We start from the raw sequence: 25844 nt of genomic DNA, 5'->3' as shown, positions 1-25844 counted from the left end.
TCACGAGTGTACTCATTTATGAGTTCTCTCGAAAACTAGAACATTCGCCCTGGTCTCGTCCGGAGTTGTCCACAGGGCCGGATGCAGTGTCGGTGGTCGTTCGTATCTTCGACTCGACGGATTGAAGGAATAGAACAGATGTTCTAACCTGTCGAAGTGAGGACGATCGTGCGGGATGCGGCTGCGGTGCAGGAGGTGCAGCGACTGCGCGCTCAGCTCGAGAGAGTGCAGGGACGGCGCCTCGACGCGCCGGTGCTGCCGGTCCATCCCGCCATCGGAGAACTGCTTCCGGGCCGCGGATTGCGTCCCGGATCGGCGTACTCCCTCGGGCGCTCGACGTCGCTGCTGTTCGCCCTGCTGGCGCAGCCGTCGCAAGCGGGGTCGTGGTGCGGCGTCATAGGGATGCCGGGGGTGGGGATCGAGGCGGCGGAGCACATCGGGGTCGACCTCTCGCGCCTCGTGCTGATCCCCGACCCCGGGCCGCGGTGGCTCGCGGTCACGGCGACGATCGCGGAGGTGCTGCCGATCGTGGCGGTGAGGCCGCCGGCGCGAGCGAAGGATGCCGATGTCGGGCGGTTGGCGGCGCGCATGCGGGAACGGGGGTCGGTGCTGCTCGTCCAGGGGCCGTGGCCGCAGACCGAGGCGATGATCGACGTCGACAGTCCGCAGTGGTCGGGGCTGGGTGAGGGGCACGGCATCCTCTCGGGGCGGGAACTCACCGTGACGGTGTCGAGCCGTCGGTTCCCCGTGCCGCGCCGGAACCGGATGATGCTGCCGGCATCCGACGGGACACTCTCCACGATCCCGTGGGGCGAGCGCGGCGGGGAGAACGAGCTCGAGGTCTCGGCGATGCCTCCGATGCGGGCGGTGAGCTGATGCGGCGGGAGAGGTCGGCCGCCGTGCAGGCGACCGTGGAGGCAGGGTGGGAGCCGGTACGCAGTCTCGTGGTGTGGGTGCCGGACTGGCCGATCATCGCCCTCACTCGCGATGGCATCGACCCTCCCGACCCGGGGTTGCCGATCGCCGTGTTCGAGAAGGGGATGGTGCTCGCGTGCTCCGCGGCCGCGCGGGCCGAAGGGGTGCGCAGAGGGCAGCGGCGTCGCGACGCGCAAGCGCGGTGCCCGCAGCTTCTCGTGGCCGACGCCGACCCGGTGCGCGACCAGCGGGTCTTCGCCCCGCTCATCGCCCAGCTGGAAGACGTGGCCCCGGGGGTGCAGCTGCTCCACCCCGGACTGTGCGCGTTGAAGGCGCGGGGGCCGGCGCGGTACTACGGGGGAGAGGCGGCGGCGGCGACGGTGCTCACCGGCATCCTGAGCGAAGCGGGGATCGCGGATGTGCGGGCGGGTGTCGCTGACGGGCCCTTCACGGCCGAGCAGGCCGCGCGGGTCGGCACCCGCCGCGATCGACCTCTCCGAGTGGTACCGGCGGGGGAGTCGGCCACCTTCCTGGCGCCACTACCGGTGACGGTGCTCGACCACGACGTCGTCGACCTGTTCGCGCGGCTCGGGGTGCAGACGCTCGGGCAGGTCGCCGCTCTTCCCGTCGACCGTCTCGTCGAGAGGTTCGGGGTGAGGGGTGCTCGACTGCATGCGCTGTCGGCCGGCGCCGACTCGCAGCCCGTGACGCCGCGCACGCCTCCGCCCGAACTGCATCGGGAGGTCGCGTTCGAGCCGCCGCTCGAGCTCGCCGAGCAGGTCGCCTTCGGTACGAGGGTGGCCGCCGAGGAGTTCATCACGGGTCTCGGGGCGGTCGATCTGGTGTGCACCGAGTTGCGCGTCGTCGTCACGGGCGAGCGGGGTGAGCGCAGCTCCCGCGTGTGGCTGCACCCGGGCGCGTTCGACGCCTCGGGGGTCGTCGACCGGGTGCGGTGGCAGCTGGCCGAGCAGACACTGCGCAGCGGGGTGGCTCAGGTGCGGCTCGAGCCCGAACGGGTGGATGCCGCCGCCCACCACGCGCGGGCGCTGTTCGGCGGCGGTCCCGACGAGAAGGTGCACCATGCCCTCTCGCGTGTGCAGGCCATGCTGGGGCATCGCGCCGTCGTCACCCCGGTCGTCGGGGGTGGTCGGTGGCTCCAGGAGCGGCAGGTGCTCGTGCCGTGGGGCGACCGGGTGGAGACCGCCGACCGTTCCCGGCCGTGGCCGGGCAGCATCCCGGATCCGCTGCCGTCGACGGTGTTCGCCGAACCTGTGCCGGTTGCGGTCGTCGACGACGACGGTGACATGGTGGCCGTCGACGCGCGAGGCGAGCCGACCGCAGCGCCATCGGCACTCGTCGCGGGCGGATCGACGCGTGCCGTGCAGTCGTGGGCGGGGCCGTGGCCGATCGTCGAGCGGACGTGGGATGCCGTGCGTGCGCGCCAGGCACACCGGTTCCAGGTAGTCGATGTGCACCAGACCGCGTGGCTGCTGGTGTGCGAGGCGGGGGTCTGGCACGTCGAGGGGAGGTACGACTGATGGGCTTCAACAATCCGTCGGTCACCTGGTCGGAGATGGAGCGGGTGCTCAGCGGTCGCCCCGAGCCGAACGGGGGCGACGGCCCCGCCTTCTCGCGAAAGCGCGGACCGTACGAACCGACTCCGATCGTCCGTCCCGACGACGCGGTGCCCTACGCCGAACTGCATGCGCATTCGTCCTTCTCGTTCCTCGACGGCGCCTCCTCGCCGGCCGAACTCGCGGAAGAGGCGGAGCGGCTGGGACTCCACGCTCTCGCGATCAGCGACCACGACGGCTTCTACGGCATCGTGCGGTTCGCCGAGGCCGCCGAGCACCTGCAGGTGAAGACGGTCTTCGGGGCGGAACTGTCGCTGGGCGATATCGCGCCGGCGAGCGGGCAGCACGACCTCCTCAGCCCGCCGGGCATCCCGCAGCCGACGACCCCCCGCGCCGGGCCGCCCGACCCGGAAGGCACGCACCTGCTGGTGCTGGCGCGCGGGGAGGAGGGCTACCACCGCCTCGCCGCGGCGATCACCCACGCCCAACTCGCCGGCGCAGAGAAGGGGCGCCCCCGCTACGACCTCGCCGAGCTCGCCGAACGCGGGCGCGGCCACTGGTCGATCCTCACCGGATGCCGCAAGGGTTCCGTCCGACGCGCCCTCGCGACGAGCGGACCGACCGCCGCCGGCGACGAACTCGACCGGCTCGTCACGCTGTTCGGCCCAGACGCGATCGAGGTCGAGCTCGTCGACCACGGAAACCCCGTCGACACCCGCGACAACGACGTGCTGGCATCCCTCGCCCGCGATCGAGGCCTCCCCGTCCTCGCGACCAACAACGTCCACTACGCGGTGCCCGAACGGATGCCGTTGGCCGCTGCCGTCGCCGCCGTCCGCGCCGGTCGAGGCCTCGACGAGCTCGACGGGTGGCTGCCGTCGCACGCGAGCGCCCATCTACGCTCGGGGGCGGAGATGCAACGGAGGTTCCGGCGGTATCCGGGCGCCGTCAGCCGCACGGTCGACCTCGCCGACGAGCTCGCCTTCCCCCTGCGCCGCGCGAAACCGGCCCTCCCGCAACTCCCCGTCCCCGACGGGCACACGCCCATGACCTGGCTGCGCCACCTCGTGTGGGAGGCGGTGCCCCGCTTCTACCCCGACCTCGACGACGACGGCCGGGCCCGCATCGAGAAGGAACTCGCCGTCATCGAGCAGAAGGACTTCCCCGGCTACTTCCTCATCGTCCACGGGATCGTCCAGGAGGCGCGACGCCGCGGCATCCTCTGCCAGGGAAGGGGCTCGGCCGCCAACAGCGCCGTCTGCTACCTGCTGGGGATCACGGCCATCGACTCGATCTACTACCGACTACCGTTCGAGCGGTTCCTATCCGCCCTGCGCGACGAGGAACCCGATATCGACGTCGACTTCGACTCCGACCGGAGAGAGGAGATCATCCAGTGGGTATACGCGACCTACGGACGCGACCGCGCCGCGCAGGTCGCCAACGTCATCCAGTACCGCCCGAAGAACGCCGTCCGCGATATGGCCCGCGCCCTCGGACACTCACCCGGACAGCAGGACGCCTGGTCGAAGCAGATCGAACGGTGGGACGGGCAGTTCGAGACCGCCGACCATGACATCCCCGACCGCGTGCTGGCCTACGCGGGAGAACTGCTCAAAGCCCCGCGCCACCTCGGCATCCACTCGGGAGGGATGGTGCTCACCGACCGTCCCGTCGGCGAAGTGGTGCCCATCGAGCACGCCCGCATGGAGAACCGCACCGTCATCCAATGGGACAAGGACGACGCCGCATGGATGGGGCTCGTCAAATTCGACCTCCTCGGGCTCGGGATGCTCGCCGCCATCCAGTACGCGTTCGACCTCATCGACGGTGCCACGGGGGAGCGGTGGGAACTCGCGACGATCCCCAAGGAAGAGGCCGCCGTCTACGACATGCTGTGCCGAGCGGACTCGATCGGCGTCTTCCAGGTCGAATCCCGCGCGCAGATGGGCCTCCTGCCCCGGCTGCAGCCCCGGCGGTTCTACGACCTCGTGATCGAGATCGCCCTCATCCGTCCCGGCCCCATCCAGGGCGGAGCGGTGCACCCGTACGTGCGGCGCAAACTCGGACACGAGAAGGTCACCTACGCGCACCCCAAGCTCGAGCCGGTGCTGGAGCGCACTCTCGGCATCCCGGTGTTCCAGGAGCAGCTCATGCAGATGGGCATGGCGGTCGGCGACCTGTCGGGAGAGGATGCCGATCTGCTCCGCCGAGCCATGGGCTCCAAGCGGGGCATCGAGCGGATCGAGTCGCTCAAGCGGAAACTGTACGAGGGCATGGCGCGGCACGGTCTCGTGGGGCAGGTCGCCGACGACCTGTACGCGAAGATCCAGGCGTTCGCGAACTTCGGATTCGCCGAAAGCCATTCGCTCTCGTTCGGGCTGCTCGTCTACGCCTCGTCCTGGCTGAAACTCCACTATCCCGGCGCATTCCTGGCCGCGCTGCTGCGAGCCCAGCCGATGGGGTTCTATTCACCCGCCTCGCTCACCGCCGATGCGCGACGGCACGGGGTGACCGTCCGCCGTCCCGACATCCACGCTTCCGCCGCCGAAGCCATCCTCGAGCCCCTCGAGGTCGACACCTCGCCCGGTGAGATCCCACCCGGGGAGGCCGCAACCGGGGCGACCCCGCCACCCGGGGAGACGACCCCACGCGGCTCGGCGCGGCGATCGGCGACCGGCCGGGACTCCTGCACCGATCGACACCAGCCGCCCGTACCCGATTTCGATCCCACCGCGCCCGTCGAAGACGCGGCGCATCGCCGCGACGGTGCGTTCGCGGTCCGGCTGGGACTCGCGGCGGTCACCGGCATCGGAACTCCGCTCGCCGAACGGATCGTCGCCGAGCGCGAACAGCACGGCCCCTACCGTGACCTGCGTGATCTCGTGCGGCGCACGGGAGCGACCGAGGCGCATCTCGAAGCGCTCGCGACGGCGGGTGCGTTCGGGAGCCTCGGCGTCAGCCGGCGCGAAGGCATCTGGCTCGCGGGCGATGCCGCACAGAACCGGCCGGAGTTCCTCGAGGGCACGCTCATCTCCGTGCAGCCGCCGCTGTTCCCCGACCAGACGAGCTACGACATCCTCGCCGCCGACCTGTGGGCGACGGGAATCTCCACCGACGACCACCCCCTCACCCACTACCGGGCGCAACTCGACGCGCGAGGGGTGCTCACCTCCCGCGAGCTGCGCGAGCACGAGACGGGACGGCGCATCGAGGTCGCGGGGCTCGTCACCCACCGACAGCGGCCGGCGACGGCATCCGGAATCACGTTCATCAACCTGGAAGACGAGCACGGCCTGGTGAACGTGATCTGCTCACTGGGAGTGTGGAACAGATACCGACGGGTGCTCCGCGACTCACCGGCACTCATCGCCCGCGGACTGTTGGAGCGCTCGCCGGAGGGAGTGACCAACCTCCTCGCCGACGGCTTCGAAGACCTCAAGGTGGGGGTGGAGCACCGCTCCCGCGACTTCCGGTGACGACGCGAGACAAAGAACACCCCGGACCAGGATCGACTCCAGGGAATCGTCCTGTTCCGGGGTGTTCTCCGGCTCAGCCAGCGACCGGCTGTGCGGCCGACAAGCGGCTCGCGGCCGGCAGGCGGCGGCCGGCGAAACTCAGCGCTGGTCGGCGAGGGCGAAGCCCACCGAGCCGTCGTCGGTGACACGGGCGTCGAGCACCCGGTTGTCGAGGGCAACGCTCGCGACGGGGTCGACGAACACGCGCGCGCCGTCGGCCTCTACGACGGTGTCGTCGGACTCGGGGGCGCTGGCCAGGTTGAGCGCGTACCCCTTCTCGGGGGCGACTGCTTCGCTGATGCGCAGACCACCCGTCGTGGTGGGGATCTGCTCCGTGAGCGACTTCACGGCGATCGTGGCGTTCTCGGTGAGTGTGAGCATGGTGCTCTCCTTCCGTGGATTGCTGCGGACCGGCCACGATGCCGAGAATCGGCGGCGGATGCAAACTCTGACACACCATCTGCGGCGACTCACACGGTTTACGGAGGTTCGCCACCTGATCGACGGGCGACCCCCGCGGCCTGTTTGTAGATGATCGACAGTGCAAAATACACTGTGGTCAGACCACATGGATGCCGCACACGGAGTTTTCCCAGGTTTCTCCCTGCCGGGCGGACACTGAAGTCATAGCCCCGGAGACACCGGAGCACAGATCACGAAAGGTCCCAGATCATGGCCGTCCCGACCGCCACCCCCGTCCCCCACGGCGGTGCCACCGCAACCCCGGTCGCCGAACAGCGCGCCCTCCCGATCGCCATCGCGGTCACGCGGATGCTGATGGGCTTCTACTTCCTCTGGGCCTTCCTCGACAAGGTGTTCGGCTTCGGCTTCGCCACCCCCGCCGAGCGGGCGTGGATCCACGGCGGCAGCCCCACCACCGGATTCCTCAGCAACGCGACCGCCGAGAGCCCGCTCGCCGGACTCTTCACCGCCCTGGCCGGCGTCCCGCTGGTCGACTGGTTGTTCATGCTCGGACTCCTCGGCGTCGGCGTCACCCTCCTCACCGGAATCGGTGTCCGCCTCGGCGCAATCGCCGGTGTCGCGATGCTGTTCCTCATGTACCTGGCCGAGTTCCCCCTCACCCTCACGGGTGCCACCAACCCCCTGATCGACAGTCACATCATCGACATGGGCGTCATGGCGATCGCGTTCTTCGCGGTTCCCACCCAGCGTCTGAGCCTTGCCCGCACCTGGCGTGCGATCGTCGGCGACAAGACCTGGCTCTGGTGAGTCACTGACCCACCCCGACCCCGGTTGCGGAACCCCCGGGCGTCCGAAGCCAACGCTCCCGCAACCCCCGACGCACCCCCGCGGCCCTGTGCCCGCGGGGGTGCGGTCATGTGCGGGCCGCGCCTGCCCGGTGCACCGTCATCGCACCCCCGCGTGCCCGGCCGTGCTCAGTCGCAGAGCTCGAACACGTAGGCCGGGTCACCGACGACCGTGAGGTCGCGATCGCGCAGAACGAGGGATGCCGGGCGGTCCTCGTGCTCACACACCTCCGCGAACGTCCGCGGAAGGTTGTCGGTGTACTCGATGCCGATGACCGCATCACCGTACACATCGGTGTAGGCGGCGCACTCGTCGTACGCGGCGCACTCCTCGGTGACTGCGAAGTCGAAACCCGCCTCGGTGCGGAGGAGCTCGGCATCCTCCGCCGCGTTCTTCTGACCGGCCGCGAGACCCACCCGGTGCGCCGCCTCGACCAGTAGGCCTGCGACCGCGACGTTGTCCGCGCGCGAGAGCGCCCCATCCGTGCGCGTGTAGGTGTCGAGGTTGTCGAACTCGACCGCGTCGAACCCGCCCGCCGCACACCCCTCGATCCAGGGGGTCACCCTCGCGGCGACGCCCGCGGCATCCCGCGTGTCCACGATGACCTCGTCGGGCCAGTCGGGATCGATGACGAGTTCGCCCGCGGCGTCGCGCAGGAGCAGCGCGCCCGGCCAGTCGTCCGCCTCGCCCGGCTGGGTCTGGAAGGCATTGACGTAGCAGATCGAGTACAGCGACGCGGCGGGCGGCGCGGTGCGGTCGCGCGCCACGATCGCCACCCCCGCGGGAGGATCGTAGGCGCCGCCGAGCTGGTAGTCGGGAGCGCCGCCCGCCGGGGGCAGTGCCACGGACGCGGCGGAGGGCGAAGGGGTCGCGGTGGCATCCGGCGTCTCGGCAGGCGGCGCCGTCCCCGCCGCGCATCCGCTCAGTACGAGCGAGGCCATGACGCCGACGAGCGTCAGGACGCCCGAGCTCGCGGCACGGTCGCGGACGTGTCGGCTCACCCTCGCGAGCCTAACCGCCGACGACTCCGGCGAGCGGTTCCGCGCCGCAACGCGTGAGCGCCGGGTCAATCGGGTGTCCGTAGAATCGTCCAGGTGATCCCGTTGTTCTCCTATGTTCCCGGGATGCCGCGCCGCATAGCGTCAGTACGCACCATCCAGCCGAGGCCCTGACGCCTGCATTGCAAGGGAGCATGTATGTCCATTTCCGCACGCCGTCGCACCCGAGTGGCGGCCCTCGCGATCGGCGCTGTCGCCGCGATCGCCCTCGCCGGCTGCAGCGCCGGCACCAGCACGGAACCGCCCGCCGACGGCGAGCCCGTCGAGATCACCTTCCAGTCGTGGGTGCCGAACATCGACCGCGCCGTGGATGCGTTCAACGAGGCGCACGACGACATCCACGTCACGCTCGAGACGATCACCGCGGGACCTGATGGCGGCTACGCCACGATGCTGTCGGCCGTGCAGGCGGGCAACCCCGCCGACGTCGTCCAGCTCGGCTACGACGCGATCCCCGACTTCCTCATCAACGACGCCCTCGAAGACATCACCCCATACGTCTCGGATGCCGAGAGCCTCTTCGTCCCGTGGCAGTGGCAGACCGGTGTCTTCGGGGACAAGGTGTACTCGATCCCGCAGGCCTCCGGTCCGCTCGGACAGTTCTACCGCGCCGACATCTTCGAGGAACTCGGCATCGAGTATCCCGAGACGTGGGACGAGTTCTACGAAGCGGCCAAGGTCGTCCGCGCGTCCGACCCCGACCGTTACATCACCGCGTTCGCCTTCAACCAGGCGCCGTGGATGATCGGTCTGGCCCAGCAGGGCGGCGCCAACTGGTTCGTCGCTGAGAACGACGCCTGGTCGGTGTCGATCGACGGCGCCGAGACGACGAAGGTCGCCGACTTCTGGCAGAAGATGATCGACGAGGACCTCGTCAAGATCGAGGCCGACTTCTCCAGCGAGTGGAACGCCGACCTGCAGAACGGCAACATCCTGTCGTGGATCTCCGGTTCGTGGGCGGATGCCATTCTCCGCGGCACGGCGCCCGACACCGCCGGCAGCTGGGCCGTCGGCGCGATGCCGCAGTGGAACGCCGGCGATAACGTCTCGGCCACGTGGGCGGGTGGTTCGGCCAACGCGGTGCTGAAGGGTTCGAAGAACCCCGAGGCGGCAGCGGAGTTCGCCGTGTGGCTCAACTCCAACACCGACAGCGTCAGCATCCTCACCGAGATCGGCGCCGGCTGGCCGTCGATCGTCGACACCGCGGCGATCGCGTCGCTCCAGGACGCCCCCGAGGTCTTCGACTTCTACGGCGGCCAGGACATCTGGGACGTCTTCGCCGAGTCGGACAAGGCCGTCGACACGTCGTGGTCGTGGCCCCCGCTGTCCTCGACGCTGTTCGCGAGCCTGACCGACAACGTCAAGGCCGCCGTCGACGCCGGCACACCGCTCGCCGACGCGTACGCCAAGACGCAGGCCGACATGGTCGCCGCTCTCACCGAGCGCGGCATCTCCGTCAGCGACTGAACCCGACGGGGTGGGCCAGCCGACAGGGCCGGTCCACCCCGTCCTCCGTCCCGCCGCTGCACCGGCGCCGACCAGGAAGAAGCCCCGTGACCTCCGTCGCCCTCCCGCGCTCCCGCCGCCGGCTCCCCGGCGCCGTCTGGGTGCTGATCCTGCCGTTCGCGGTCATGTTCGTGGCGTTCTTCGTGGCGCCGATCGTCTACGCGATCGTGCAGAGCATGTTCACGACGCGCAGTTCCGGGCTCGGGTACGGCGCCCCCGAAACGGCGTTCGTCTTCCTCGACAACTACGCCCGCGCGCTCGCCGACCCGTCGTTCGTCGAGAGTCTCGGCCGGCTCGTGACCTTCTCCGCCGTTCTCGTGCCGCTCATGGTGGTCACGGCCCTGGGGCTCGCGCTCCTCCTCGACTCCGGACGGGCCCTCGCCCCCCGCTTCTTCCGCGTCGTCTTCTTCTCGCCGTACGGCGTCCCCGGCGTCGTCGCCACGCTGCTGTGGGGATTCCTCTACGTCCCCGCGACGAGCCCGGTCCTCCAACTGCTGAGTTCGGCGGGCATCGCGTTCGACCCGCTCTCCAGCGGCAACGTGCTCTTCTCCATCGCCAACATCGCGCTGTGGGGGTTCGCCGGCTACAACATGGTCATCCTCATGGCCGCGCTCAACGCCATCCCCTCCGAACTGTACGAAGCGGCCCGCGTCGACGGGGCCTCCGCCTGGTCGACCATCTGGCACATCAAGCTCCCGCTCGTGCGACCCTCGATCATCCTCGTGACCGTCTTCACGATCATCGGCACCCTGCAGCTGTTCGTCGAACCGCTCGTGCTCCGTCCGCTGACCACCGCCATCAGCTCCACGTACACGCCCAACCTCGCCGCCTACAACCAGGCGTTCGCGCAGGGGAACCCGAACCTCGCCGCGGCGATGGCGGTGATCGTGGCCCTCCTCGGGTTCGCCTTCTCCTTCGGGTTCCTCCGCCTCGTCAACCGGAAGGGGAGCCGCGCATGGTGACCGTCGCATCCGCCACCGCATCCGCCACCGCCGCCGAGGCGACCGGCGCGATCACGCGTCCGGCATCCGCTCGTCGCCGCACGCCGCACACCTCGGGCACGGTCAGCACGGTCGCCGTGAACGTGGCGCTCGTCGTCGCGGCCGTCTACTTCCTGTTGCCGCTCGTGTGGGTGCTCATCGCCGCCACCAAGTCGCCCGCCGATCTCTTCGGCACCTTCGGCCTGTGGTTCTCCGACGCGCCGCAGGCGTGGGAGAACCTCGTCGCCCTCTTCACGCAGGACGGCGGCGCCTTCACCCGCTGGGTGCTCAACAGCATCCTGTACTCCGGCGTCGGAGCGTTCGTCGCCATGGTGATCTCGGCCGCGTGCGGCTACGCGATCGCGAAGTTCCCGTTCCGCGGGCGGGAGCTGCTGTTCTCCGTCATCCTCGGCGGGGTGCTCGTGCCGGCCACGGTCATCGCCCTCCCGCTCTACTTCCTCCTCAACACCTTCGGCCTCACCGGCACCTACTGGGCGGTGCTGCTTCCGAGCATGGTGAGCCCCTTCGGGGTGTACCTCGCCCGCATCCACGCGAACGCGAGCGTGCCCGACGAGGTGATCGAGGCGGCGCGGCTCGATGGCGCCGGCGACCTCCGCATCTTCGCCTCGATGGCCTCGCGCATGATGATGCCCGCGCTCGTCACGATCTTCCTGTTCCAGTTCGTCACCATCTGGAACAACTACCTGCTGCCGCTCGTCATGCTCAACGACACGTCCACCTTCCCGGTGACGCTGGGACTGACGCTGTGGAACGGGCAGACCCAGCGCGACCCCATGTTCTACGCGCTCGTCGTCACCGGTTCCGCCGTGTCGGCGCTGCTCCTCGTGGCGCTCATGACGGGGCTGCAGCGCTTCTGGCGCGCCGACCTCACCGCTGGCGCGACGAAGGGCTGACGCTTCGGGACGGAGAGTGTGTGTTCGCGTGTCTGTGTGACGCCGACAGGGCGAACAGGGTCGCGCGCGCGCCGAGAGCCCTCGCCGGGGCAGTTCGCCCTGTCGGCGTCACGCCCACGAGGCCAGACGCGCTCACGCCCCCAAGGCCGGACCCGGCCGGGCGCCCGGCGACCGCAGGGCTGGAGACCGCGGCGGGCGGCCGGAGTCAGCCCTTGCGCGTCTCGCGGTAGGCGCGGGGGCTCATTCCGTGGGTGCGACGGAACTGCCGGGAGAAGTAGAAGGGGTCGTCCAGTCCGATGCGGCGACCGACCTCCGCGACAGGCAGCGTCGTCGTGTCGAGGAGCTCGCGGGCTCGCGCCATCTTGAGCGCGTTGTGGTGCGCGAGCACTCCGCCGCCGGTGGCCTCGCGGAACAGTGCGGCCAGGTGCGAGGCGGAGACCCCCACCATCGCCGCGAGTTCGGGCACCTGCACGTGGCCGTCGATGCGGTCTTCGAGGTAGCGCATCGCGCGTTCCACGGGGGCACCCTCGCTGGGGATCACCCGGTCGACCGCCAGTTGCGTCAGCAGGCGCCACGCCATGCCGGACGTCGCGAGCAGGCGGCCCGGGGTCGTGTCGCGGGCGAGGGCGACGGAGATCTCGTCGAGGAGCGCCGTCACCCGCTCGACGGCCCGCAGCGACAGGGTGACGCGGCCGGGTCGGATGCCGGCGGCGCCCAGGAGCTCGGGTACGTCGGAGCCGCGGACGTGGCACCACCAGATCGTCCAGGGGTCGGTCGTGGAGGCCCCGTAGGAGTGGGGGGTGCCGCCGGGGATGACGATCGCGGTCGACGACCCGACGGCGGTGCGGATGCCGTCGGCCTCCACCCATCCGGCTCCGGCGACGCAGACGATGACGATCGTCTCCTCCGTGCCGTCGGGGCGGTGGCGGCCGTGGTGGTCGGCGTGCGGGAAGTAGCCGGCGTCGGTGACGAGGATGCGTCGGGTGACCGGGCGGGTGAGCGCCGCATCCACGATCGGCCGCGGCACGACGCTGAGCCGTTGCCGGTCGAAGCCGTCGGCGCGCTCGTGCGGGGACGTCGGTGGGATCTCCGTCGCATCCATGTGCGGCATTCTGTCACATGCCGCGCCTGCCACGGGGACCGTCGAATCATCCAGGTGCGCCGGGCGAATGGCCATTCCTTCCGGATGCCGGAGACCATAGTTTTGCCAGGTGATCCCCGACGACGTGACTCCGAGCCGCATCGAGCTGCCCGATGCCCCCGCCGATCAGGCCGCGATCCTCGCCGCCGGGGGAGTGGCGTGCTGGAGCGAGCCGCTGTGGATCGACACGTACGAGCCCGGTGAGCCCGACCCGTATCCGCTGTTCCTCGACCGGCGCGTGTATCAGGGGTCGAGCGGGCGGGTGTATCCGCTGCCGATGATCGACGCCGTGTCGCACGAGAAGGCACCGCGCCGCTGGGAGGCGATCCATCTCGAGAACGCGTACGTGCGGCTGGTGCTGCTGCCGGAGATCGGCGGGCGCATCCACATCGGCTACGACAAGGTCGCCGGGTACGACTTCTTCTACCGGAACAACGTGATCAAGCCGGCGCTCGTCGGGCTCGCGGGGCCGTGGATCTCGGGCGGGGTGGAGTTCAACTGGCCGCAGCATCACCGGCCGGCGACGTTCCTGCCGGTCGAGTCTCGCATCGAGCGCGAGGCCGACGGGGCCGCGATCGTGTGGCACAGCGACTTCGATCCGCTGCAGCGCATGCGCGGGGTGCACGGCATCCGACTGCGGCCGGGATCCTCGCTGATCGAGCTCGAGGCGACGCTCCACAACCGCACCGATGTGCCGCAGACGTTCCTGTGGTGGGCGAACGTGGCCGCGCGGGTGCACGAGCGGTATCAGTCGTTCTTCCCCGACGACGTCGCGTACGTGGCCGATCATGCCCGTCGGGCGATCACGGCGTTCCCTCGCGCGGATCGCCCCTACTACGGGGTCGACTATGCGGCGCTCGCCGCCGAGCGGCCCGACGCGGACCGCATCGACATCTACTCGAACATCCCGGTGCCGACGTCGTACATGATCACCGACACCGACGACGACTTCTTCGGCGGCTACGACCACGCCGCCGATGCGGGATTCGTCCACTGGGCCGATCGTGCCGTCTCGCCCGGCAAGAAGCAGTGGACGTGGGGTGACGGCGAGATCGGCCGCGCCTGGGACGACCAGCTCACCGACGGCGACGGTCCGTACGTGGAGCTCATGGCCGGGGTCTACACCGACAACCAGCCCGACTTCAGCTGGCTCCTGCCGGGCGAGACGAAGCGGTTCCGGCAGTTCTGGTACCCGATCCACGCGACCGGTCCGGCGCGGCAGGCGACGACGGAGGCGGCCGTCGGCGTGGAGTCCGTCGCGGGCGGAACCCGGGTGACGGCCCTGGCGACGCGGCGTCGCGACGGGGCGTCGGTGGTCGTCCGACGCGGCGGCGTGGAGCTGGCCCGCTTCGATGTAGAGCTGGGGCCGGACCGTCCGTTCGCCGCGGTCGTCGACGTCGACGCGGATGCCGCGGGCCTCGAGGTCGAGGTGACGGATGCCGGCGGCGTGCTCGTCGTGTGGCGCTCCCGCGCGGGGGAGCCCGCCGCGGCGGAGCCCTGGCTGGCGACGGCCCCGCCGCCGCCGGCGGACATCGCGTCGGGTGACGAGTTGTACAGCACCGCCGTGCATCTCCTGCAGTACCGGCATCCGTCGCGGTCGGCCGTGCCGTATCTGCGGGAGGCGCTGCGGCGCGACCCGGGTGACGTGCGCGCCTCGACGGCGCTCGGTGCCTGGCACCTGCACCGTGGGGAGTACGCGGAGGCGGCTGCGGCGCTCGATGCGGCGCTCGCACGGCAGACGCGCCGGAACCTGAATCCCCGCGACGGGGAGACCGTCTACCTGCGGGCGCTCGTCGCCGAGCGGCTGGGCGACGACGACGGCGCCGATCGGTGGTTCGCGAAGGCCGGCTGGAACCTCGCGTTCGCCGGAGCTGCGGCGCTCGGCCGGGCGCGGATCGCGCTGCGGGCGGGGCGCGCGGCGGCGGCGCTGCGGCTGGCGCGGGAGGCGGGGGAGATCCCCGAGGCGCGGCGGTGGGAGGTGCTCGCGCTCGCCCGGTGCGGTGAGGCGGGAGCGGTGGACGCGCTGGAGGCGCTCGCGGCATCCGACCCGCTCGACCCCGTGACGCGTGCGCTGCGCGGCGACGCGCTGTCGCTCGACGCGAAGATGCCGCTCGACGTGGGGGCGGAGCTCGCGCGCGGCGGGGCGTTCGACGAGGCGCTCGCCGCGACGGCGGTCGTGTCGGAGGCGACACCGGCCGCGGGTCGGGCCGGCCCCCTCCGGGGGTATCTGCGTGCGCTGTGGCTCGACCGCGCGGGTCGCCCCGCCGAGGCCGCGGCCGAGCGTGCCGCGGCGCGGCGGGAACCCACCGACCTTGCGTTCCCCGCGGGACTCGACCAGTACGACGCGTTGGTCGCGGCTGTCGAGGCCGACCGGACGGATGCCGTGGCCGCCGGGCTCCTCGGGATGTGGCTGCTCGACGCGGGACGCACGGCCGAGGCCCGCGTGCACCTGGGTGCGGCGGCGGATGCCGGGTCGACCGATCCCGTCGTGTGGCGCAACCTGGCGATCGCCCACGTCGTGGCGGACGGCGACGAGGAGGCCGCCGACGCGGCTCTCGCCCGCGCCCTCGACCTGCGCGCCGACGCCCGGCTCGTGTTCGAGCGCGACGTGCTCGCCATCCGTCGCCGCCTCGGGGTAGCCGAACGGCTCGCGCTGATGGAGCGGCACGAGGGCCTCCTGGGCCGTCGCGACGATCTCGCCGTGCGGCACGCGACGCTGCTGATGGATGCCGGTCGCCTCGATGAGGCCTGGCAACTGCTCACGACGCGTCGGTTCCGTCCCTTCGAGGGCGGGGAGGGGCAGGTGATCGCCGCGTTCGACCGGGCATCGTGCCGGCGTGCCGAGGCGCTGCTCGCCCAGGGCGCGCCGGAGGCGGCGGTCGAGCTGCTGGAGGGCGGCTTCGCGCCGCCCGCGTCGCTCGGGGAGGGGCGGCATCCGGCGGAGCGTCCCGTGGAGCGGTGGGTGCTGCTCGGTCGTGCGCGCCAGGCGGCCGGTGACCAGGCCGGTGCGGAGGAGGCGTGGCGGGCGGCTGTCGCGCCGACGCCGCTCGCGGTCGCGGAGCGTCCCGCCGACGCGTCGACCTTCTGGCGCGGCGTCGCCTTCCTTCACCTCGGCGACGTCGAGGCCGCCGAGGCGGATTGGCGCGCGCTCGATGCACGGGCGGCAGAGCTTCGCGCGTCGCCCGACGAGGTCGATTACTTCGCGACGTCCGTGCCCGAACTGACGCTCTTCGACGTGGGCACGGCCGACGTGCGGGCGGCAGCGGCCGACGAGTTGGCGCGGCTCGCGGCGGAGGGACGTGGGCAGCAGGCCGACGGCATCCGCTCTGTCGTCGCGGCCGGGCAGGATGGGAACCGTGGCTGAGCGATATCTGGGGAGCGGCACGATCGAGGTCGACGAGCGCTCCCTCACGGGGCCGGTGCCGGCGCACCTTCCGCCGCGGCTGACGGTCACGCTGTGGGACTTCAGCTGGTACACGCGCGCCGGTGCCGGCGAGCCGTACCAAGACATCGAAGCGGCCGTCGCCGATGCCGCGAGCCTCGGCTACAACGCGATCCGCATCTGCGCGGCACCGTTGCTGCTGTTCGGCGGACTGGGCCTCGACGACCTTGCCACCGAACTCGAGATCGAGGGTCTCGGAGCCGCGCCCGGTGGGGGGTTCTACGGGCAGCGCACACGCTGGTACGACACCCCCGGCGGGTACGCGATCGACGTGCGCGCGCGGCTGCGCGAACTGTTCGCCGCTGCCGAGGCGCACGGCATGGTGGTCATCCTCGCGAGCTGGGAGTACCAGCAGTCGCCCTCGTTCGCGCGTTTGCCGCGGTGGTTCGAGGCGATCGACGCCGTGCCGCTCGGCGACCGCTACCGCGTGCTGGCGGATGCCTGGGATCGCATGATCGAGTGGCTCACCGCCCTCGGGCACCGCGATCGCATCGCCCTCGTCGAGCTGCACAACGAGGTGGACTTCTCGATCCTGCCGGCCCTCGGCGACGGGGGAGCGGTGGAGGTCCGGCGGCTGCGGGAACGGCATCCCGACCTGCTCGTCACCGCGAGCTACGGCAAACCGCCCCACCTCGACATGCACAGCCTCCCCGACGGTCTCGGCGCCGCGCAGTTCCACGTGTACAGCTACGGGGTGCTCGACGCGCTGCAGCAGCAGGTCGACATCCGGTCGGAGGGGAGCGAAGGCTTCCCGAACGCGGCGCTGCGGGCGCTGCTGCGCGACGATGCGCCGTCGGTCGCCGACTACGGGCGTGCCGCCGACTGGAAGTACCGCGCCACCGTCATCACCGACCAGATGGTCTACGGGTACGACTGGGTTGACCCGCAGAAGTGGGATGCCTGGCTCACCGCGCACTACCCGCCGTACGAGCACGTGATGCACCGCGAGATCGCCTCGCGCACCATCGCGATCGCGCGCTGGGCGCGGTGGCAGCAGGTTCCCGCGATCGTCGGCGAAGGGTGGGTCGGCTACACGCCGCTCCACGGCCAGTTCGAAGAGGGCGACATCGGCCGCGCGCTCGCCGAACACGGAGTGCGCACCGCCCTCGACCACGGCGTGTGGGGAGTGGTGCTGTGCTCCAACGCCGCACCGCACCACCCCATGTGGCAGCTGCGGGAGTGGCAGGCGGCGCTCAACGCCGAGATCCTCGCCGCCGACGCCCGATAGACTCGGGATGCCAGCCTCTGTAGCTCAATGGAAGAGCAGTTCCGTCCTAAGGAAACGGTTGGGGGTTCGAGTCCCTCCAGGGGCACCGTTGATCTGTGGGCCAGCCGGTCGTTGAACGCCACCTGATACGTTCGGCGTCGTGACGGGCGAACTGGGGCCGGACGACAAGCGCATGGCGTTGAGGTATGCCGGCATCTGCCGGCTGTGCGGAGCTTCGCTGGCATCCGGTTCGGTCGCGGTGTACGAGCGGTCTCTGAAGACGGTCCGTTGTGTTGAGTGCACGAGCGAGCTGATTGCCCCCGATACTGACAGTGCGGGCGCGTCGGCGCGCAGGGAGTATGAGCGACGGAAGTCGAGCCGTGAGCAACGCATCCGCGACGCCCACCCGAAGCTCGGTGGGCTGATCCTCGCCCTGTCGGACGATCCTCAGAGCACGAAGGCGTGGGAGCGCGGTGCCGTGGGTGAGGAATTCATGGCGCGGCGGCTGGCCGACCTCCCCGACACATTCCGGGTTCTCCATGACCGGCGCATCCCCGGGACGCGGGCGAACATCGACCACATCGCCATTGGCCCGTACGGAGTCTGGGTGATCGACGCGAAGCGTCACAAGGGCAAGCGCCCCGCCCTGCAGGTGGACGGTGGCATCCTTCGCCCTCGTGTGGAGAGCCTCCGAGTCGGAGGGCGCGATGGGACGAAGCTGGTCGACGGCGTGCTTTCCCAGGTCGCGCGGGTCGGGGCGGCGCTCGATGACGACGCGATCTCCGTGCGCGGCGTGCTGTGCTTCCTCGAAGCGGACTGGCCGCTCCTGGGCGGCTCGTTCAGTGTGAACGGCATTCTCGTGACGTGGCCGAAGGCGCTCATCGCGACGATGGTGGGCAAGCCGAATGCCGATCTCGACGTCGACGCGATCCACGATCGGGTCGCGCGTGCCTTTCCTCGCGCGTAGGGGGCGGATCGTCTTCAGTCGCGCCGCCGTATGCTCACGCACATGATCCGATCTGGCCGAGCGTCGCTGGTCGTGCTGTCGACCGAGACGGACCCTTCGACTGTCTCGGAGGTTCTCGCGCTCACACCGACCACGGTCGAGCTCAAGGGCACGGTCCTGCGCTCGGGCAGGGTGCGCGAACACCACGTCTGGTCGCTCGACGTCGGGACGCTCGACAACGACGATGACCTCACCGGCACCCGTGCCCTGCGTGAGCTCCTGGTGCGCGCCCGTCCTGCCTTCGGGCGGGTCGGGGCCTTACCGACCGATTGCGACGTGCGGGTGTGGTGGTCTGCTGACTCCGACTCGACGCAGGGCGGGTTCGTGCTGCCCATCGACCTGGTCGGTCAGATCTCGGCGCTCGGTGCTGACGTCTACGCGACCGTCTACCTCGATGACGACGCCGCCGGCGACGGCGGCGACCCGCCCGCCTAGTTCACCGCGCCCGCTACTCTGATCCCACACGACACCGGGGTGGGGATGCCGATGAGTGACACGGGGGTGGAGCCGGCCTTCGTCGGCGCCGGGCGCCGAGCGATCGTCGATGGGCTGATCGCAGCGTTCGACCACGTGCGCACCACCGAGCGCCCGCTGTGGGTGTCGATCGAAGCCCCGTCCGGGTGGGGCAAGACCCGGATCGCCCGCGAGTTCTATGCCCGGCTGGCATCCGAGCGGCAGTCCGAACCGCCCTACTGGCCGGGGTCGATTCTGGACGGCGCTTCCGACGTGCAGTTTCGGCGGAAGCGGGTGCACCCCACCGTCACGCACGTCGCGGGGAGCCTTCCCGACTTCATGTGGTGGGGGATCTCCTGCTCCCTGCGCGACGGCGTCGCGTCGGCGGTGCTCACGGAGGACATGGGACAGTTCCGAGCCCACGCCGCCTACCTCGAAGATGCCTGGCGCACGCGCGCGCCGCGCAGCGCACGGATCGCCGGGGGACTGCGTGCATTCGGCGGCGCGGCCGTCGACGAGGCCGCGATGGAGGTTGCCGGCCAGGTGGTCGAGTCGGTCGTGGGGGCGGCGATACCGGGTCTCGGTCTGGTCCGCTGGCTGGGGGAGCGCAGCGTCGATGCCATCCGCGACACCGCCGCCCGGCGCGAGCGCCTGTCGTCCGAGGCCCCGGTGACTGCCGCGACGGACTTCGTCGACGAAGCGGTCGCACTCGTCTCGCGTCTCGCGATCCCCGAGCTTCCCGTCGTGGTCTTCGTCGAAGACCTCCACGACGCCGATCCGACCCTCGTGGAGATGCTCGTCGCTCTCGCGTCACGGCCCGGTGCGGTCCTCGTCGTCTCGAGCTCATGGCCGGGGAGCACCGAAGCGAACCGGCCCGTCGCGGCCGCCTTCACCCGGCTGGGGGAGAGCGTCATCCGCGTCTCGCATCGGTCGGGAGTGCTACCGATGCCGTTCCGACCCGAGGCGACGCTCGACGAACTGGATGCCGCGGCACTCGGTCAGATCGTGCGGTTCACCTATCCGGAGGTCGAGGTGGAGACGCTGCAGCGGATCGTCGAGCGCTACCCGAACCCGCTTGCCCTGGAGCTGTTCTGCGAGCTTCCGCGTATCCGACGCCGCAGTAGGGACGGCGCCCTCACCCTCTCCGCGGCCGCGGTCGCCGAGGCGCCGGGCGAGATCCGCGGGCTCTATCAGGAACTCTGGCGGGAGCTGCCGGAGCGGCTGCGTGAAGCCCTCACCCTCGCCGCGCTGGGCGCCCCCGCGAGGATCGGTGAGGTGGGCGTGTCGTCGCACTGGCATACGGCACTGCTTCTCCAAGCGCTCCATGAACTGGACTGGCCGAGCGTCGATGACATCGCCGCGGCGCTCGACTTCGACGCAGGTGCGTACGCCTGGGTGAGAGAGGTCAGCGGAATGCTCCGCGCATTCCACGAGCCGGATCAGATCATGATCGCCGCCGAAGACGATCGGTTCCTCTCCGCCGAGGACCGGACCGAGGTTCGGACCGCGCTCGCGCAGGCCGTGACGCGGCTCGCCGACGGAACCGCGCCCGCGGAGACGGTCGACGAGGCGCTCCACCTGGCCGATCTCGTCGGCGTGCTCTTCGCCGAGGGGTTCCTCACCGACTCCACCGCGCTGGCAGTGGCGACGCTGCCGGCGCTGCGCATCCTCGCCACGCAGCCGCGCGAACTTCGCCGCACGATCGACATGGCGACGCGAGTCATCGACGCCCTGGGTGGTCTGGAGAGCCTGGGTGGTCCGGAGAGCCTGGGTAAGACGGAGAACCTGAGAGGGGCTGACAACTCCGCCGCCCTCGAGGTGTTGGACATCCGGGGCGACGCTCAATATGACCTCGGTTTGGCCGCCGACGCCGAGCGGGACTATCGCGTCTTGGTCGACATCTTGACGGGCTTGCACGGCCCCGATCACCCTTCGGTGCTTCGGGCGAGGGAAGGTGTGGTCCGGGCCGTGGGTGCTGCAGGCCGGGTCGAGGAGGCATTGCGTGCAGCGCAGGCGCTCGTCGACGACCGAAGCCGCGTACTCGGCCGCGACCACAGCCACACCCTCCGATCGCGCGCCACTGCGGCGCACATGCTCGGGAAGAGCGGTCGTTACCAAGAGTCGCTCGATGCATTCGTGGAGATCCTGGCGGACTCGGAGCGAGTGGGCGTGGACGCCGAGGACCTCCTCGACATCCGGCATTACATCTCCGCGACCCTGGACCAACTGGGGCGACTCGACGAGGCGCTCGCCGAGCTCCAAGAGATCGTTCGCCTGCTCCGTCTGACGCGTGACGAAGACGACCCTCGACTGCTGCTCGCGCGCGGAAATCTCGCGGCGACCTACCTTTCGCTCGGGCGCTACGACACCGCATGCACCGAGCTCGTAGACGTTGCGACACGCCGAGCGCGGGTGCTCGGTGATACCCACCCGCACACGCTCGCGACCCGCAGCGCACTCGCCTACCTGCTCGTCGAGATGGGCAGCGTGGAGGACGGGCTCCGCCTCTACGTGGCGGTATTGACTGACCGGGTGCGGGTGCTCGGGCCCGATCACCCGGAGACCTTGGAGTCTCGCGCCGCCGTGGCGATGACGATGGCGGGGATCGACCCCCTCCGCGCCGTAGAGTCGCTGGAGTCGGTCGCGCAGGACCGGGCGCGCCTCCATGGTCCGGATAACCCGGAGACCTTGGTAGCACGCTCCTATTTCGCCCGCGCACTGCAGCTGGCCGGTCGCGGGGAGGAGGCCCTCGCGGCGCACCGCCGGCTGTGGCAGGACCGGGTCCGCGTCATGGGTGCGGACTCCGCAGACGCCCTCTCCAGTCGCCACGACATCGCCCTCGCGCTCGAAGCTATCGGCCGCCGCGAGGAGGCATCGGAGGAGTGGCGTGCACTCCTTGATGACCGCCGCCGCGTGCTCGGCTCAGAACATTTCGACACCCTCGCTACGCGCTACGGCCTTGCCAACGCGCTGCTCTGGGAAGACCGGTACGACGAGGCGCTCGCGGAGCATCTCTCGGTGCTCGCGCCGAGGGTTGCCACCCTCGGACCCGATCACCCAGACACCCTACTGAGTCGCTCCGCGATCGCGTGGCTCCTTTTCGAACTCGGTCGTGTGGACGAGGCAGCGGCGCACTACGACGTGCTCGTCGAGATGAGTCAGCGAACGTTTGGTCCCGACCACCCGCACACGCTGGCCGGCCGCTACAACCGTGCGTTCGCTCTCGAAATGGCCGGTCGCGTGAATGAGGCACTGGATGAGGCGCGGTCCGTGCTTGCCGATCGCCGTCGCGTGCTCGGAACAGACCACAACGAGACGGTTGAGTCGCTCCATGCGTTGGCGGCGATCGCCGCGCGGGCGGACCTGTCAGGGGAAGCCGCGCAGGTGTACCTCGAGCTGCTCGAGCTCCTCATCGACCGCCTCGGCGACGATCACTCCGAGGTGCTGGATGTCATGACCGCCGCCGGGCGCCTCCTCGTCGACTCCGGCGCGGCCGAGTATGCGGTGCCCCTACATGCGCACGTGCGGGACACGCGCTCCCGAGTGAAGGGCGACGCCGACCCGGAGACTCTGGATGCCGCCGACGATCTGGCGATCGCGCTGCGCAAGTCTGGGCGCCATGACGAGAGCTGCGCGGTTTACGAGTCGTTCCTGCCGACGATGGCCGAGGTGCTCGGCGACATGCATGACAGCTATCAGTACTCGCTGGCGGGGTATGCGAGCGCGCTGCGGCTCGCAGGCCGCGAGGTCAAGGCGGACGCCATCGACGCGCGGCGTGCCGCGCTCGACGCCGACGACGACGCCGGCGACGACGCGCCCGCCTAGCTCACGCCGCCCGCCCGCCCCCGAGGGCCGCGGCGATCCGCTCGATCCCGTACGCGAACGCGTCATCGACGTCGCCGCCGAGGCGGAACGCGCCCGCGAACTCCATGCTGATGAAGCCGGTTGCCCACGCGGTGACGGTGCGCGCAGCGGGGAGGGCTTCGTCCGCTCCCACGAGCTCGGCGGTCGTCTCCAGCAGGGTGCGCACGGCGACGGCGCGCGCATCGTCATCGAGCGCGACGGTCTCGGCCGGGGGAGCGAACACCAGCCGGTACCGCTCGGGTCGGGCGTGCGCGTAGGCACGCAACGCGTGGGCCAGCTGTACGAGACGCTCGGCGGGATCGTCGGATGCCGCGGCCGCCGCGGCGGTCAGGCGCTCGCCGAGGTCGCCGGCGGTGACGGCGGCGATCATGCCGAGGAGCTCGTCGCGGTCGCGCACCCGCTTGTACAGCGACGGCGGACGCACGCCGACGCGCGCGGCGACGGCCTGCATCGTGAGTCCCGTGAGCCCGGCATCGTCGAGGATGCGGGAGGCGGCGTCGACGATCTCCTCGACAGACGTACGTGCGGGTGTCGGCATCCGGGGGTCCCTTCGGTGTCCCATCCACTATAGCTATTGACAGTAGCGATGATGGCTATAGACTGTAGCTATCAACTCTAATCTCCCTCGGAGGGACCCATGCAGCTCGCGCCCGGACTCCACCGCATCGGCAACGACATCGTCGCCGCCTACGCCATCGTCACCGACGGCGGCGTCACGCTCGTCGACGCCGGACTCCCCGGCATGTGGGCCGACCTCCGCGCCGAACTGGCATCCCTCGGGCGATCTCTGAGCGACATCCGCGGCGTCATCCTCACTCACGGCGACAGCGATCACGTCGGCTTCGCGGAGCGGTTGCGTCGCGACCACGGCGTCGCCGTGTACGTCCACGAAGCCGACGCCGGCCGCGCCCGCGGCGAGAAGCCACCCGCAACGCCCTGGCCGAAGATGCGACTGTTCCCCACGCTCGGCTTCCTCGGCTACTCGCTCCGCAAGGGCGGCGCACGCACGCACCACCTCACCGAGGTCGTGGAGATCTCGGGTGAGACCGTCCTCGACCTTCCGGGCGCGCCCCGTGTCGTCCCGTTGCCGGGTCACTCGCCGGGCAGCATCGCCGTCCACGCCCCGACGGTCGGTGCCCTCTTCGTCGGCGACGCGCTCACCACGCGCCACGTCACGACCGGTCGCGTCGGCCCGCAGCCCGCCCCCTTCACCGACGACCCCGCCGGAGCACTCGACGCGCTCACGCGACTCGAGGGCGTGGATGCCGCGTGGGTGCTTCCCGGTCACGGCGCCCCCTGGTCGGGCGGTGTCGCCGACCTGGTGCGACGCGTGCGGGCTGACGCCGCGGCATCCTGACCCTTCGCGTCGGACGCGCGTGCGTCAGCCCATCGCCTCGCCGCGAGAATGTGGCGCAATCGGTGGCCACGCGGGCTGGGATGCCGCACCTCGCGCCACCTTCTCCACGCGGCTGCGCACGGATGTGGCGCAATCGGTGGCTACGCGGGGTGGGATGCCGCGTGTTGCGCCACTTTCAGGCCAGGGCCCCCGCCACCACAGCCCGCGCCGCCACCACAGCCCGCGCGTCAGGCGGCGGACTCGCCCTTCGTGGCGGCGAGCTCGCGGCCGTAGGCCACGGCCTCGACCTCGGCCTTCGCCTTGAGCGCGGCCGCGGCATCCGTGAAGGCGTCCAGCGCCGGGTTCACGCCGACGAGCGTGAACGGGCGTTCCACGACCCGCAGGTCGAGGCCCCAGACGTCCTCGAGCACGCGGCGGAGCCACCCGGTGGAGTGGTCCCAGCCCTCCTTGGGCGTGCCGGGTGCGTAGTTGCCGCCGAGCACCGTGACGAGGGTGGCGGGCTTGCCGCGGAGAGCGGTGCCCTGCGGGTCGATGCGCGGATCGGTGTACGCCACGTCGAACCAGGCCTTGAAGTGCTGCGAGACGCCGTAGTTGTACAGCGGTACCGCGAACAGCAGTGCGTCGGCACCGATGAGTTCGTCCGCGAACGTGGTGGCGAGGGCCTGCGCCTCGCGCTGACGTTCGGTGCGCTCGTCTTCGGCCACGAACTTCGCCGTCACGACGTCTGCCCAGGTGGTCGCCGGCACGGGGTCGGCCGCGAGGTCGCGTCGCGTGACCGTGGAATCGGGATGGGCGCCGAGCCACTCCTGTTCCACGAGGTCGGCGAGCGAACGGCTGGCGCTCGATGCGGGGAGGATGCTGGTATCCAGACGGAACAACGACATGGCACTCCAATCAAGAAATCGAAGTCGCTAAGAAAAACATAGCAACTAGCGAGACTCTAGCACGGGTACTCTGGGGTCGTGCCCGAACCGACGCCCGACGCTGAGCACACTGCGTGCGACGCCGCGGTCACGCTCGCCTTCTCGGTGCTCGGCAAGCGCTGGAACGGCATGATCCTGTCGTCGCTGGGCTCCGGCGCGACGACGTTCGTGCGGTTGAGGCGTGCCGTGTCGGGCATCAGCGACACGGTGCTGTCCGATCGGCTGGCCGAACTGGCATCCGCGGGCCTCGCCGCTCGCGCCGTCGACGCGGGCCCGCCGGTGTCGGTGTCGTACGAACTCACGGATGCCGGACGCCGCCTGCTCCCCGTGCTCGATCAGCTCGGCGCCTGGGCGCGAGAGAACCTCGCGCCCGCCGAGCCCTCGCCCTCCTGACATTCGCCGATTGCGCCACATTCTCCACGCGCCCCAGCGAAAAGGTGGCGCGATCGGTGCCTAAACGGGCGGGGATGCCGCGTAGTGCGCCACTTTCACGCCACAGGCCCCCGCACAAGCCTCCTCAGGCGGGCGGCGTCCGGGCGGGGAGCGCAGGCCAGACCACCAGCAGGAACACGGAGATCGGCCCGAGGAACGCCGTCAGCAGGAACCAGAACCACGGGGAGCGGTTGCGCGTGCGCGCGTAACCGCCGGCGAGAATCGCCACCGACAGCCACATGGCCGACACGAGCGAGGTGAGTGAGGTGACTTCCTGCATCCCTC

The 25844-nt window shown here is 70.6% G+C and carries 20 protein-coding genes and 1 tRNA gene; 15 read left to right on the top strand and 6 right to left on the bottom strand.

What is annotated here, in order from left to right; genetic code table 11:
* Positions 1-168 precede the first annotated feature (168 nt).
* From ACSQ18_RS09990 to ACSQ18_RS09980, 3 genes are read left to right on the top strand one after another with little or no spacing between them, the layout of a single operon-like run.
* Positions 169-876 (top strand): hypothetical protein, encoded by a 708-nt coding sequence (locus ACSQ18_RS09990; RefSeq protein WP_332841780.1) that lies wholly within the window; start codon positions 169-171, stop codon positions 874-876.
* On the top strand, positions 876-2453 hold the full coding sequence (locus tag ACSQ18_RS09985) for a DNA polymerase Y family protein (RefSeq protein ID WP_436037137.1): 1578 nt from the start codon (positions 876-878) through the stop codon (positions 2451-2453). The genes ACSQ18_RS09990 and ACSQ18_RS09985 overlap by 1 nt, the downstream gene beginning before the upstream one ends.
* Positions 2453-5968, top strand: coding sequence for an error-prone DNA polymerase (locus ACSQ18_RS09980; protein WP_436037136.1), 3516 nt, complete (start codon positions 2453-2455; stop codon positions 5966-5968). Before ACSQ18_RS09985 ends, ACSQ18_RS09980 begins: the two co-directional genes overlap by 1 nt.
* 138 nt (positions 5969-6106) lie before the next feature.
* On the opposite strand, the gene ACSQ18_RS09975 is transcribed toward ACSQ18_RS09980, so the two are convergent.
* On the bottom strand, positions 6107-6388 hold the full coding sequence (locus tag ACSQ18_RS09975; protein WP_301040614.1) for a HesB/IscA family protein: 282 nt from the start codon (positions 6386-6388) through the stop codon (positions 6107-6109).
* A gap of 291 nt (positions 6389-6679) precedes the next feature.
* Here ACSQ18_RS09975 and ACSQ18_RS09970 point away from each other — a divergent pair, with 291 nt between their 5' ends.
* Positions 6680-7237 carry a hypothetical protein gene (locus ACSQ18_RS09970; RefSeq protein WP_301040613.1) on the top strand — a complete coding sequence of 186 codons (558 nt, stop codon included), beginning with the start codon at positions 6680-6682 and terminating at the stop codon, positions 7235-7237.
* A 167-nt stretch (positions 7238-7404) separates the two neighbouring features.
* Here the strand turns inward: ACSQ18_RS09970 and ACSQ18_RS09965 are convergent, their stop codons facing one another.
* Entirely contained in the window at positions 7405-8217 is an 813-nt protein-coding gene (locus tag ACSQ18_RS09965) for an endo alpha-1,4 polygalactosaminidase (RefSeq protein ID WP_436038424.1), read from the bottom strand.
* Positions 8218-8472: 255 nt separating this feature from the next.
* Between ACSQ18_RS09965 and ACSQ18_RS09960 the strand changes: the two genes are divergently transcribed.
* The 3 genes from ACSQ18_RS09960 to ACSQ18_RS09950 all read left to right on the top strand — a co-directional run bounded on the left by ACSQ18_RS09960 (position 8473) and on the right by ACSQ18_RS09950 (position 11734).
* Positions 8473-9801, top strand: a complete 1329-nt coding sequence (locus ACSQ18_RS09960) for an ABC transporter substrate-binding protein (protein ID WP_436037135.1) — start codon at positions 8473-8475, stop codon at positions 9799-9801.
* Positions 9802-9887: 86 nt separating this feature from the next.
* Entirely contained in the window at positions 9888-10802 is a 915-nt protein-coding gene (locus ACSQ18_RS09955) for a carbohydrate ABC transporter permease (RefSeq protein ID WP_436037134.1), read from the top strand.
* A complete protein-coding gene (locus tag ACSQ18_RS09950; RefSeq protein ID WP_436037133.1) occupies positions 10796-11734 on the top strand; it encodes a carbohydrate ABC transporter permease in 939 nt (312 codons plus the stop codon). Before ACSQ18_RS09955 ends, ACSQ18_RS09950 begins: the two co-directional genes overlap by 7 nt.
* A gap of 205 nt (positions 11735-11939) precedes the next feature.
* Here the strand turns inward: ACSQ18_RS09950 and ACSQ18_RS09945 are convergent, their stop codons facing one another.
* Positions 11940-12836, bottom strand: coding sequence for a helix-turn-helix domain-containing protein (locus ACSQ18_RS09945; RefSeq protein WP_436037132.1), 897 nt, complete (start codon positions 12834-12836; stop codon positions 11940-11942).
* Positions 12837-12945: 109 nt separating this feature from the next.
* Here ACSQ18_RS09945 and ACSQ18_RS09940 point away from each other — a divergent pair, with 109 nt between their 5' ends.
* The 6 genes from ACSQ18_RS09940 (at position 12946) to ACSQ18_RS09915 (ending at position 22808) form a co-directional block, all read left to right on the top strand.
* Complete coding sequence (locus tag ACSQ18_RS09940; protein WP_436037131.1) at positions 12946-16239, top strand: DUF5107 domain-containing protein; 3294 nt, start codon at positions 12946-12948, stop codon at positions 16237-16239.
* A complete protein-coding gene (locus tag ACSQ18_RS09935) occupies positions 16223-17545 on the top strand; it encodes a cellulase-like family protein (RefSeq protein WP_436037130.1) in 1323 nt (440 codons plus the stop codon). The genes ACSQ18_RS09940 and ACSQ18_RS09935 overlap by 17 nt, the downstream gene beginning before the upstream one ends.
* A gap of 13 nt (positions 17546-17558) precedes the next feature.
* Positions 17559-17630, top strand: a tRNA-Arg gene (locus ACSQ18_RS09930).
* Between the two features lie 54 nt (positions 17631-17684).
* On the top strand, positions 17685-18491 hold the full coding sequence (locus tag ACSQ18_RS09925) for a nuclease-related domain-containing protein (RefSeq protein ID WP_436037129.1): 807 nt from the start codon (positions 17685-17687) through the stop codon (positions 18489-18491).
* Between the two features lie 42 nt (positions 18492-18533).
* Positions 18534-18965 carry a DUF4279 domain-containing protein gene (locus tag ACSQ18_RS09920; protein WP_436037128.1) on the top strand — a complete coding sequence of 144 codons (432 nt, stop codon included), beginning with the start codon at positions 18534-18536 and terminating at the stop codon, positions 18963-18965.
* 51 nt (positions 18966-19016) lie between these two features.
* On the top strand, positions 19017-22808 hold the full coding sequence (locus ACSQ18_RS09915; RefSeq protein ID WP_436037127.1) for a tetratricopeptide repeat protein: 3792 nt from the start codon (positions 19017-19019) through the stop codon (positions 22806-22808).
* 1 nt (position 22809) lies between these two features.
* Here ACSQ18_RS09915 and ACSQ18_RS09910 read toward each other — a convergent pair whose 3' ends face one another.
* Entirely contained in the window at positions 22810-23385 is a 576-nt protein-coding gene (locus tag ACSQ18_RS09910; RefSeq protein ID WP_436037126.1) for a TetR/AcrR family transcriptional regulator, read from the bottom strand.
* 99 nt (positions 23386-23484) lie between these two features.
* On the opposite strand from ACSQ18_RS09910, the gene ACSQ18_RS09905 reads away from it, so the two are divergent.
* Positions 23485-24204, top strand: coding sequence for an MBL fold metallo-hydrolase (locus ACSQ18_RS09905; RefSeq protein ID WP_436037125.1), 720 nt, complete (start codon positions 23485-23487; stop codon positions 24202-24204).
* Positions 24205-24431: 227 nt separating this feature from the next.
* Here ACSQ18_RS09905 and ACSQ18_RS09900 read toward each other — a convergent pair whose 3' ends face one another.
* Positions 24432-25088 (bottom strand): FMN-dependent NADH-azoreductase, encoded by a 657-nt coding sequence (locus tag ACSQ18_RS09900; RefSeq protein WP_436037124.1) that lies wholly within the window; start codon positions 25086-25088, stop codon positions 24432-24434.
* A 78-nt stretch (positions 25089-25166) separates the two neighbouring features.
* Between ACSQ18_RS09900 and ACSQ18_RS09895 the strand changes: the two genes are divergently transcribed.
* A complete protein-coding gene (locus tag ACSQ18_RS09895; RefSeq protein ID WP_436037122.1) occupies positions 25167-25520 on the top strand; it encodes a winged helix-turn-helix transcriptional regulator in 354 nt (117 codons plus the stop codon).
* Positions 25521-25644: 124 nt separating this feature from the next.
* Here the strand turns inward: ACSQ18_RS09895 and ACSQ18_RS09890 are convergent, their stop codons facing one another.
* Positions 25645-25839, bottom strand: coding sequence for a hypothetical protein (locus ACSQ18_RS09890; protein WP_436037121.1), 195 nt, complete (start codon positions 25837-25839; stop codon positions 25645-25647).
* Positions 25840-25844: the final 5 nt, after the last annotated feature.

Source organism: Microbacterium sp. LjRoot45 (assembly GCF_964253325.1).
Taxonomy (GTDB): Bacteria; Actinomycetota; Actinomycetes; order Actinomycetales; family Microbacteriaceae; genus Microbacterium.
The sequence above is the reverse complement of the archived record's forward strand: the minus strand, read 5'-3'. Positions and strand labels throughout refer to the sequence as shown.